Source organism: Mucilaginibacter sp., from assembly GCF_028288205.1.
Classification (GTDB): Bacteria; Bacteroidota; Bacteroidia; order Sphingobacteriales; family Sphingobacteriaceae; genus Mucilaginibacter.
On record NZ_JAQBOD010000039.1, the window covers coordinates 213,349 to 225,976 of the forward strand.

Here is a 12,628-nt window from a genome sequence, read left to right on the forward strand (position 1 = left end):
TAATCTCTAATTAACTAAACTCTGATCACTAACTTACTGCTTCTGATACCTGCTTAACTTTTCGAGCAACATTTTAGGCTCGAAAGGTTTTAATATATAATCGTTCATGCCGGCACCACTTATCTGGTCAATCTGACTATTTAACATGGATGCGGTTAATGCTATTATGGGTAATTGTTTAAAGTAAGGTTCGTGTTTACTGCGGATGATCTGCGATGCTTCTAAACCGCCCATTTCGGGCATGTGGATGTCCATTAATACAACATCGAATTTGTTATTTTCAACTTTATTAACGGCCTGAAGGCCGTTTTCAGCAAAATCAATAGTAGCTCCCCATTTGGTCAATATCTTATTTATTAATAATCTATTGATCTGGTTATCATCCACCACAAGCACATGTATACTTAATCCTGTTTCCACTTTATTATTATTGTTATTATTATTGCTGCTGTTTGCCTTGCTAAATGTTATTGTAAACCAAAATGTCGAGCCTTTTCCGGGTTCGCTATCAACGTTTATTCGGGAGTCATGCAACTCTATCAGGCTCTTGCTAATTGCCAATCCTAAACCTGTACCACCATATTTACGCGTAGTATCGGCCTCGGCCTGTTTAAACGATTCAAATATCGTACTTAACTTATCATTTGCTATACCAATACCGGTATCTGTAACAGAAAAACGTATACGTACATTTTTATTGTTATCATCTATTACCTTAAGCTCAACAATTACGCCGCCCTTATCAGTAAATTTAACCGCATTACTTACCAAATTTAATAATATTTGTGATAACCTGGTACTGTCGCCTATAACGTGTGCAGGTACGGCGGGATCGATCCGGGCATTAAGATAAATATTTTTCTCTTTAGTTCTATATTGCATCGAACCTGTAATACTTTGAACAGTTTTGCGCAAATCAAACTTTGCTTTTTCAAGTTCAATATTTCCGGTTTCAATTTTTGTAAAATCAAGTACATCATTAATAAGCTTTAACAAATTATCGGCAGAAAATTTAAGCAGATTTAAATTTTCTTTTTGTGATTCCTGCAAATTTTCTTCTAAAAGTAAATGCGACATACCAATAACCGCGTTAAGCGGCGTGCGTATTTCATGGCTCATTACTGAGATGAACATATCTTTAGCTTTGTTAAGCTGCAATGCTTCTTCTTTGGCTTGCATAAGTTCCAGTTCAACCTTCTTTTTAGAACTTATATCAATAACTACTTCAATATATTTATCAACGTCCCCGTCTTTATTCAGGATGACCGAATTAATAACCGTAATCCATATTGGGTTACCATCTTTACGATAACCAAGCAGGTCAAGTTCAAATGATTGTTTATTTTTAGAAAGCTCCCTGCTCTTTTGTATGATAGATATATCTGTCAGTTCGCCTTGCAATATATCGCCAAGATGCTTATCCTTAACATCAGCTATATTAAAGCCGGTAATATTTTCGAATGCGTTGTTAACCCATTCAACCTCGCCTTCTTTATTACTTATTACAACGCCGCTTATAGTATTACTCGCCACTAACGAAAGTAATTTAAGCTCATTTTCGGCCATTTTTCGTTCGGTAACATCTAACATGGTTGTTACCTGGCGCTCTACGGCCCCGGCATCATCAAACAATGGGCTGTTTGACATAACTACCCATACCGGCGTTCCGTCTTTTCTGTAAATTAATATTTCGGCATCATATGGTCGTTTTTCCTGAACGGCTTTAACCGCGTTATTAAATACCTCCATATCGGTATCCTCTCCTATTAATATGCTGCCAAATTTTTTACCCTTCATCTCGGCCAATGTATAGCCTGTTATGCGTTCCATTGCCTCGTTCATCCATATTACCACCCCATTGGCATCACGGCTAAGCATTCCGCTTGGAGATTTACGTGCAGCAAATGATAGTATCTCCAAGTCTTTTTGCACTATCTTGCGGGCAGTTATGTCAGCAAAAAGCCGAATATATTTTTCAACCTCACCATCCTTATCATAAATAACAGAAGCTGAAACTGCTAACCATACCTGTTGCCCATCTTTTCGTGTGGCATGTATATGTACAGAATATGATTGCTTTGTTGCAATATTTGCATTATATTGCTCTACACTCTCTTTATTATTAACGTCGGGTACAAATATATCACGCAGCCGTTTTCCTTCTACATCACTAAACTCATAACCGGTTATTGTTTCAAACGCATTATTTATCCAAATAACTTTATCATTGGCATTACTTATTGCCACGCCATTAATCATTTTACTTGCAACCAGCGATAATTGCTCCAATTCTGCTAAAATTTGCTTTTGATAGGTAATATCACGTCCGCTGGCATACCACTTTTCGCTTTTGTAAATGCCACACCAACCAATCCATTTCACATTCCCATCGCGGCTAACCGTTTGGGTTTCTAATTCAAATGATTGCCCTGTTGCTATAGCTTTTTCAATAAGGGGTACAAATTGTTCGCGGCTATTACCAACAACAAAGTCCCATAAAGAGCGCCCCATGGCCTGCTTAGGATCATAGCCTAAAATCTTACTAACCGAATTATTGATTAATTCAATATTAGAATCTTTATTGGCAATGAAATGTATCTGAGGTGAGGTGTCAAATAAATTAAAAAATTCTTTATGGGCATTTAATGATTCTTCCAGTTCGCGTTTTTGTTTACGCAATAAAAAACGCGACATCACCTCATCTGCCAGTGTGCGTAAAGCATCGCGCTGCTCCTCCGTAAGCTTACGCGGAACCATGTCAATAACACATAACGAGCCTAAACGGTACCCGTCTGGATCGATAAGCGGCGCGCCGGCATAAAACCTGATATGGGTATCGCCTTTTACAAAAGGATTATCTTTAAAAGTTTTATCTTCGGCTGCATTGCTGATTTCTAATATCTCATCATTAAGAATGGTATAGTTGCAAAAAGCATCAGCACGCGAAGTTTGGGTGGCATCCAAACCAATTATTGACTTGAACCATTGCCTGTCGTTATCAACTAACGAAATAAGTGCAATCGGCACCTGGCATATATAGGAAGCCAGGCGGGTTATGGCATCATACTCCTTCTCTGGCAATGTATCCAGTACATTGTATGAACTAAGCGCGTTTAAGCGCTTAGTTTCTATATCAGATGAGGTGTCTTGTTTTTTAATCACTATTGGTGGTGCCCTTGTCACTATATAACGGAAATTTCTCCGTTAGCTTATGCACCTTTTTACGTACTTTAATTAAAGAATGTTCATTTTCAGGGTCCTTTAAAACCTCGTCAATTAATTCAACTATGGCATCCATTTGTTTTTCCTTCATGCCACGTGTTGTTACAGCAGCTGTACCTATGCGTATGCCTGAAGTAATAAAAGGTGATTTATCATCATACGGAACCATGTTTTTATTAATGGTGATATCCGCTTTAACCAAAGCGTTCTCGGCAGCTTTGCCGGTTACATTTTTATTTCTAAGATCTATCAATACCAAATGGTTATCTGTGCCTCCTGATACGATCTCATAACCGCGGTCTGTAAACGCTTTGGCAATAGCAGCGCCGTTCTTTTTTACCTGCAGTATATATTTCATATAACTATCAGACAAAGCCTCGCCAAATGCTATTGCTTTTGCTGCTATAATATGTTCTAACGGGCCGCCTTGTGTTCCGGGGAAAACTGCCATATCTAACAGGTTAGACATCATCCTGATCTCGCCTTTAGGTGTTTTAAGGCCCCATGGGTTTTCAAAATCTTTACCCATCATGATCATGCCACCACGCGGGCCACGCAAGGTTTTGTGGGTAGTAGTAGTAACTATATGGCAATGCGGCAACGGATCTGCTAATAAACCTCTTGCTATTAAGCCTGCAGGGTGCGATATATCAGCCAATACCAGCGCGCCAATTTCATCAGCAACTTTGCGGATAAACTCATAATCCCAATCGCGCGAGTAAGCAGAGGCTCCGCAGATGATCATTTTGGGTTTTTCGGCAAGGGCCACTTTTTTTAGCTGATCGTAATCAACATAACCGGTATCTTTTCTAACCCCATAAAAATGCGGCTCGTACAATTTACCCGAAAAATTCACCGCCGAGCCATGTGTTAAGTGCCCGCCGTGCGAAAGATCAAATCCTAATATTTTATCGCCGGGCTGCAAACAGGCCAGCATAACCGCTGCATTTGCCTGCGCCCCAGAGTGCGGCTGTACGTTTACCCATCCGGCATTAAACAGTTGCTTGGCACGTTCAATAGCGATGGTTTCAATTTCATCAACTATCTGGCAGCCACCATAATAACGTTTCCCCGGCAGGCCCTCGGCATATTTGTTAGTTGCTACAGATCCGGCAGCTTCCATAACCTGCTTGCTTACAAAATTTTCTGATGCTATAAGCTCCAGTCCCTCTTCCTGACGCTGTTGTTCTTCATCTAACAGCTTAAATATTAATTTGTCTCTTTTCATGTAATAAATAAAATCGCGGCTAAGTTAAGAAAGATTGGTTGATTAGTAATTAGTTGATTAGAGATTAGTTGGTTATGTGAATAATTTGGAGTTGTTAACATTTTCCAAAAGTGGCCAATATTTATAACTTTCGCTGGTGTTGTCACTATAAGTGTTGGGAAGATTCTAAAAGAGCTTTTTTGTCATTCTGAGTAACCCATATTTGCGTGCAAATAACCGCATTGAAAATAACGATAAATTATCTGTTTGATAACCATTCTTAATGCAAGCATTCGCGTGTTGTAAACTTTGGGCAACTGATATAATGGTTGCATTATATTGTCAGTGATTTTGTTTCATCTTGTTTCAAATATTTTGTTTCACCACTCCTAAATTAGCAATTTATAATTGTTTGATTATCAATGATAAAAACTTAAATTACACCCAAAAATACTGACGAATAAGTTGTTACATTTTGTTTCATCACTTTTTTATAATTAGTTTATTTACAATAGGTTAAATCGAAATCTTGTTTCACTTGTTTCACTTGTTTCACACTCGCGTGAAACAAAATTCGCTTTTGTCATTGGCAACGCAGTGAAGAACCTTGTAAATTGATAGGTACAGCAGATCGTTATAATTAACAATTCAGATTATAGCTTCATTATGCTAATGGTGAGAAAGACTTAAGTGTAAAAACTAAGTCTATTATCCATTATTTCGCACCCAATTCAAACCCCCAATCCTTACCCTTATCAACCGCAGGCACGCCCTTACTCATCCACTCGGGCATTGTCGCGCCTTTTAAAAAATGATCAAAAAATTGCTGTTCGCGGATGGATATATCTTTTCGGTTTTGGCGCTGTACCAGGTTATGAGCCTCCCCATTATACATCAGCAGCCAAACCGGTTTATTTAAGCGGCGCAGGGCGGTAAACAATTCAATACCCTGGTAATATGGCACCGCGCCATCCGCATCATTACTCATTATAGCTACCGGCGTATGCACGTTGGGTAAATGAAACAGCGGTGAATTTTCAATGTATAGGTCGGGCCTGTCCCATAGGGTTGCACCAATACGGCTCTGTGTTTTTTCGTACTGAAACTGCCTGTTTACACCCGTCTCCCAGCGGATTCCCCCATAGGCCGAGGTCATATTGGCAACCGGCGCTCCGGCCCATGCAGCAGCATACATATTAGTGGCTGTAATTAAATAGGCCACCTGGTAACCACCCCAGCTTTGGCCCTGTATACCAATGTGTTTATCATCAACCCATAGGTTTTTCTTTAATGCCTCTACGCCTGAATTAACGTATTCCACAGCCGATTTTCCGGGGTGCCCGGTTTCGTAGTTGATATCTGGTGTAAATACCAGGTATCCGTTACTTACAAAAAACGAAATAGGCAACCGCGAAGGCGTAGGCGAGGGTGCAATATAGTTGTATAATGTTTCGGATACTTTCTCATAAAAATAGGCTATCATGGGATACTTTTTCTTCGGATCAAAGTTTTCCGGTTTAAATAATATGCCGGTACCCAGATGGCCCTTAGGCGTTGTCCAGTGTATCAACTCGGCGGTGCCCCAGTTGTAGTCGGCCTGTTGCGGGTTAATAGCACTTAGACGCACTTCTTTTTTCAGGTCGGATGATACATACAAATCTGCCGGGTGCTCATAGTTAGACTTGGTATAAATAAAACTCTCGGCATTTTTTGCTTTCTGTAAACTGCTGTAGCTGTATGGCGCCATAATTACCTTTTCAGGGCCGGCGCTACTGTTTAATGCTTTTTTATAATAGCCCCATTCTTTGTTTACATCATTTTGAGTGATGAGCCAAAGCATTTTATCGGATGCGATAGCCTTTTCATCCGGATCGGTATTACGATAACGGAGGATAAACTTGTTCTTTCTACCCACATGATTGGTTAAATTTACCGAAGCCCCGATAGCCGGGTCTATTTTCCAGATATCAAACCTGTCATAAATCAACACGCTTTTATCGTCCTGCTCCCAGCCGGCAATACCGTATGGCGAGGGGTCATCGGGTACATCATTATCCTCCTCGCCCATTTTGGTTAGTATCAATGCGGTAAGGTTTGTTTTTTTGCCTGTGGCAATGGCATAGCTGTTCCAGGTTTGCTTCTTCGAATCGAACCATACTACGTAGCTACCTCCCGGCGAAATGCTGTAACGCGCCTTTAAACTGGGATTAATTAATTTACGCTCGCCTGTTTTAGTATTGATCAAAAATGCCTGCTCGCGTGATCCGCCTTCCCATTGTGATTGTATGCGAGCGCCGGTATCAGACACGCCCAATACATATTGAAAATTACCATTATCAGGCACCAGCACATTCTGTATAACCTCATTACCCAATTGCACCATTTTACTACCTTCGGCCGGATACACAACGGCCAGGTAACTGCGGCCCAGATCGCGCTTCAAGTTATGCAATTGCTGTGGCTGTAAGTAATCGTCTTTATAGTTCCATATATCCAGCTTAGCTACTTCAAAATCAACAATAGTGGTATCTATAGGTTTTGGAATAGGCGCAGTACCAAAAAACAGACTGCTGCCATCCTTGCTGAAATATACCCGGCCCTCGCCACTTACCGCCCATTTAGCAGTCATACCTACCGAACCTGGCGCGGCCATAATTTTGGCGCTATCGGCACTGGTAACATAATAATAAAGACTGTAGGGCTTAATAGGGGCTTTTTCAGGATTCTTTTCGGCAGTAAAAGCCAACTGGTTACCGGCTTCATCAAAAACTAACGTATGGTAAGTACCGCGACCGGTGCTTACCGGTTTTAAAACATCTTTTTCAATATCATAAACAAATACACCTGATTTTATAGTTGCCGACCGGCGTGGAGCGGTAACAGAAAATGCCAGTAAAGTACCGGTTTTATTCAGCTGGTAATCGCTAACATATTTAAACGATCTGGTTTTGCCGGTAGCCATTTGCCTTACCGTAAGCTCTGCACCCGGCACTGGGGGAGTTAGGGTTTTGGTGGTATCTGTACCCGGCTTTTTGGCGGTAGTAACAGCACTGCTATCCGCTGGTGCCAAATAAGCTATTACCGATGCCTTTTCGGCAGTTTTGAAGGAACGTATGGCAGGTATTTTTTCAACACCCGGCATACCAAGGGTAACTATGCATAATGTATCCTTCGGGAATTCGTTTGGTTTCTTCTTTTTGATCTTTAACTCGCGCACTTCCTTATAAAAAGGTCTTATCATCAATATCGCATATTTCGAATCGGGCGTAAAATGGCCGGTATCGGCACGGGCAATGCGCGTTTTATTGATATTGCCAACGTCGGTAATTACCAGTTCGGCATCACCGGCCTGTGGTTTAACTGCATACAATATCCATTTACCATCATTGCTGATACGGTCGCCGGTAATGCTTTGCCAACCATCATATACCGAGTGGTCAAGCGGTTTTTTATTAATTTTTTGGGCGGAGGCGTTAACAAAGGTGCAAATGATAATTGCAGGGAGTAAAAACTTCTTCATATATATATTTGACTTTTAAATATGGTGAAAATTTTTGATTAAAATTTATTTCCCGACGCTTTATTTGACAGAAATGCCAGTGACTCATGAAAATGATGGAAATTGGCAATTCTTAACTGGCGACTAATCTCCAATCAACCAATCTCTAATCACTTCCCTTCGCCGATATCCAAAAATTATTATACCCCAACCCTATTTGTATATCTATCAGCTCCTGCTGCAGCATCTCCAGCACGGCCAGGAAGTTGTATACAAAATGAACCCGGTTTTCTGATTCTTTGGCGATGGCTTTAAAGTCCATCATTTTATTAATGCGCAGCAAGTCGTCAATAGCTTTTTTCTGTTTTTCGATGGTATAAGGATATTGTGTTACCGTATGGGTAACTTCTTCGCTGCGATTATTATAATTGCGCATCAGGCGGCCATATACCATCATCAACTTATATAAACTAACATCTGATAATTCTTCGCCGGGGGTGGCAACGCGTTCGGCCTGTTCAAGGTCGTATTTAATATTACCGCGTTTTTCCTGCTTCATGCGCTCATCCTCAAACGGGCGCACCTCTTCGCATAGCTCCTTAAATTTTTTATACTCAATAAGCTTACGTATCAGTTCCTCTTTACTGTCTATCTCACTTTCGCCCTCTTCGGCATCATAGCGGGGCAGCAGCATTTTGGCTTTAATGCGCATTAATGTTGCTGCAACAAAAATAAACTCGCTGGCAAGCTCTATGTTCAGGCTCACCATTTGGTGTATATAATTTAAAAAATCGTCGGTAATGCGGGCAATGAGTATATCGTGTATATCCAGCTCATCCCTTTCAATAAAAAAAAGCAATAAGTCAAACGGTCCTTCAAACTGGGGGAGTTTTATTTCAAAGCCTTCTTCTTCCATATTTACCGGTAAAAATACACCTTATTGATTTTAAACAAATTAAAAAATGCAATATCAAACAAATAATAGCTATTATTTGTCCTTATTTACCAATTAAACTTGCTTAATTTGTAGGTTAAAATATTCTTATTAATATCAATGCAGATAAAGGCCGGTGACTTATTAGAAAAGATAAACTATCCATCTGATTTAAAGAAGCTTAGTGAAGATCAACTGGAACAGGTTTGCCAGGAGCTCCGTCAATATATTATTGATGTGGTATCGGTAAACGGGGGGCATTTTGCTGCAAGTTTGGGTGTGGTTGAGCTAACTGTTGCCTTACAATACATATTAAATACACCTTACGACCAATTAGTTTGGGACGTGGGGCACCAGGCATATGGCCATAAAATACTTACCGGGCGCCGCGAGGCCTTTCATACCAACCGGGTATATGGTGGCATCAGTGGTTTTCCAAAACGCTCAGAGAGCGAGTATGACACTTTTGGCGTTGGACACTCTTCTACCTCTATATCAGTAGCATTAGGCATGGCGGTAGCGTCGCAATATAAAGGCGAAACCGACAGGCAGCACGTAGCAGTTATTGGCGATGGCGCCATGACCGCCGGTATAGCTTTTGAAGCTTTGAACCATGCAGGTATAGAAAACTCTAACCTGCTGGTTATCCTTAATGATAATAACATGTCTATTGATCCTAACGTGGGCGCGTTAAAGGATTACTTAACTACTATTACTACCTCTAAGCCATATAACCGTTTCAGGGATGATATTGCCAACGTACTGGCTAAAATATCGTCAATAGGCCCGGACGCTTATAACATGGCGCAGAAAATAGAGAAAAGCATTAAAGGCACTTTACTTAAACGCAGCAATTTCTTTGAGGCACTTAAATTTAGATATTTTGGCCCTATAGACGGGCACGATGTAAAAAACCTGGTTAGAGTATTGCGTGATCTACGTGATATACCCGGCCCTAAAATTTTACATTGCATCACTACTAAAGGCAAAGGCTATGCCCTTGCCGAAAAGGACCAGACCAAATGGCACGCACCGGGGCTGTTTGATAAGATAACCGGCGAGATCAAGAAAACCAAGCACGAAAAACCACAGCCGCCAAAATACCAGGATGTATTTGGCCATAGTATTATTGAACTGGCAGAGAAGAATCCTAAAATAATGGGCATTACACCTGCCATGCCGTCGGGCTGCTCATTAAACCTGATGATGAAGGCCATGCCTAACCGTGCTTTTGATGTGGGTATTGCAGAACAGCATGCCGTTACATTTTCGGCAGGTTTATCTACACAGGGGTTGATACCTTTTTGCAACATCTATTCAAGCTTTATGCAACGGGCGTATGACCAGGTAATACATGATGTAGCCATACAAAAGCTAAATGTAGTGTTTTGTTTAGACCGTGCCGGTATTGCCGGTGCCGATGGGCCAACGCACCATGGCGCTTACGACCTGGCCTTTATGCGTTGTATACCTAACATGACGGTATCGGCGCCGATGAATGAGGAAGAGTTGCGTAACCTTATGTTTACCGCGCAGCAGGATGATATGGGGCCGTTTGTTATACGTTACCCGCGTGGCAATGGGGTTATGGTTGACTGGCAGCGTCCTTTTAAAGCTATACCTGTGGGTAAGGGCCGTAAAATATGTGATGGTGAAGATGCAGCTATATTAACAATAGGCCATATTGGCAATGAAGCTGTAAAAGCTGTTGCCGAGTTAAATACCGAAGGCTATTATCCTGCACATTATGATATTCGTTTTGTAAAGCCATTGGACGAAGCTTTATTACATGAGGTATTTAAGAAATTTAACAGAGTAATTACTGTTGAAGACGGTTGTATAGAAGGCGGAATGGGCAGTGCTATTCTGGAATTTATGGCCGATAATAATTACAACGCCCAGGTAATACGTTTAGGTATACCCGATCGTATTGTAGAACATGGCGAACAGCCTGAGCTTTGGGCCGAATGTGGTTATGATGCAAAAAGTATTGTTACCCAAGTAAAAAACATAGTTGTAAAACGCAACACTCATACAATTGCTTCATAAAGATTAAAGATTAGTTAATTAGAGATTAGGTCTAACTGGTAGATAATTACAATCCAGCTTAACATAATGTACTTTAACCTTTAACCTTTAACCTTTAACCTTAATGCTTCAAATAACTGGCCAAATCTGTATACATGATACGGAATGAGCTGCGCAGGCCAATTGTTAGCATAGTTGTTTTATCAGTGAACGCGGTATTTTTTTCCAATCTGTATATTCCACCTAACTCAAGTCTTAAATTATATTTAGGGTTAAGCATATAAGCTACTTTTCCTTCCAAATAGGTCATATTAGTGGTTAGCCCCTGGCCTATATAATTACCATATAAATGTACGGGGTTAATATAAAGTTTAAATATATCCTTACCATAGTTTAGTCCTCCCTCATCCAAACCATAATGGCTATAATTAATCTCTCCACTAAAATCAAACCGTTTATAGGAGTAGTTTAATAAACCCACCAGTTCTTTAAAATTGGCGCCATACGGATGAGCAAGTGGTTCGCCCTCTTCACTATAATTTTTTATTGATTCTACTTCAGAATAGGTATACGGCAACGCTCCGTTATATTCAGCCAAATAATTTAGTGCCTTTATATTGAATAGATTTGCGCCTTTTAATCCTATTTGCCAGGCATATTTATTTTTTATACTGCCTTTACCAGAGAAAAAATCCTGTGCCCTAAATTCATCTAAGTAAAACTGCCCATACGCAGTAATACCATCTGTTATTTTATATTTACTGGTAAACCCAATCATGGCATTATCCGGCGATCCAATAGATGCTTCAACAGGCCTTAAAAATATTACCGGGTTACCATAATTAAAATCAAATCCTCTTTTGTGACCTAAGCTGTCAATATCAGCCCAAATTATGGCATCAAAAAACCCTACTGATAACCGGTTATTTACGTTCCAATCCAAATAATGGAATACTCCCCATTTTTTCTTGTAGCCATTAGTATAAGAAAGCTGTTTGGAGGCCGGATCTGTCATATAGGCCCACATTACCATATACTTTACATTACCAAGATTGGCTGTAAGCTTTAAAAACGGATAAGCAGCTGCATAATCTGATAAGATTACTGAACGATAGCCATCACCAATAAATGTTTTATCATGCCCGGCGGTAATATTCAAATATTTTATTGGGGTATAAGACACTATTGCCGTTGCATCCGACCAATCCTTCGTGGCCTTACCATAACTGCGATCATAAGCCTGACCCGGTACTATCCCAACCTGGTTAATATAAGTATTCAAATATTCAGGAAAAACAGCCTGGTTCTCAAATCCGCTCGAGTAGAAATAAAAATTTTTTCCTATTGTACCACCCAATTGGTAACCACGTGTATTTAACCAGGTAGTTTTTTTGCCTGCAAAATCTCTTCCAATTGTTAAGTCGGGTAAATAATCAGCAAAAAAGGTGTACTCTTTAGTTTTTACATCAATCAAATGCTCATTAAATAATTTACGATGCAGCCAACTATGGTGCCCAATTGTATCAGCACCGTAATTCATTAATGAATCATACCGGCTTTGCAAAGCGCTATCAATAATATATGATTTTAACGAGGTGTGTATCCGGGTTTTTGTTGAATAAAGCTCGTCGTTAAATTTTTGGTAAAATTGATAAGAATAAGGCATGTACTGGGCCTGCGCTGTAGCAACTTTAGCAAATAGTAAAAGCAGTATTAAACTGCTTAATATTTTTTTCAT

General features: G+C 40.2%; 6 protein-coding genes. 1 reads left to right on the forward strand and 5 read right to left on the reverse strand.

Annotation, left to right across the window (positions count from 1 at the left end):
• Window positions 1–33: 33 nt before the first annotated feature.
• From JWR23_RS08950 to JWR23_RS08965, 4 genes are all read right to left on the reverse strand, one after another.
• Window positions 34–3,183, reverse strand: a complete 3,150-nt coding sequence (locus JWR23_RS08950) for a PAS domain-containing protein (RefSeq protein ID WP_299515431.1) — start codon at window positions 3,181–3,183, stop codon at window positions 34–36.
• A complete protein-coding gene (glyA, locus tag JWR23_RS08955) occupies window positions 3,155–4,450 on the reverse strand; it encodes a serine hydroxymethyltransferase (RefSeq protein WP_299515433.1) in 1,296 nt (431 codons plus the stop codon). The genes JWR23_RS08950 and glyA overlap by 29 nt, the downstream gene beginning before the upstream one ends.
• Before the next feature lie 694 nt (window positions 4,451–5,144).
• A complete protein-coding gene (locus JWR23_RS08960; protein ID WP_299515434.1) occupies window positions 5,145–7,949 on the reverse strand; it encodes a prolyl oligopeptidase family serine peptidase in 2,805 nt (934 codons plus the stop codon).
• A 145-nt stretch (window positions 7,950–8,094) separates the two neighbouring features.
• Window positions 8,095–8,844, reverse strand: coding sequence for a segregation/condensation protein A (locus JWR23_RS08965; protein WP_299515436.1), 750 nt, complete (start codon window positions 8,842–8,844; stop codon window positions 8,095–8,097).
• Between the two features lie 138 nt (window positions 8,845–8,982).
• On the opposite strand from JWR23_RS08965, the gene dxs reads away from it, so the two are divergent.
• A complete protein-coding gene (dxs, locus tag JWR23_RS08970; protein WP_299515438.1) occupies window positions 8,983–10,911 on the forward strand; it encodes a 1-deoxy-D-xylulose-5-phosphate synthase in 1,929 nt (642 codons plus the stop codon).
• Between the two features lie 100 nt (window positions 10,912–11,011).
• On the opposite strand, the gene JWR23_RS08975 is transcribed toward dxs, so the two are convergent.
• A complete protein-coding gene (locus JWR23_RS08975) occupies window positions 11,012–12,628 on the reverse strand; it encodes a gliding motility protein RemB (RefSeq protein WP_299515440.1) in 1,617 nt (538 codons plus the stop codon).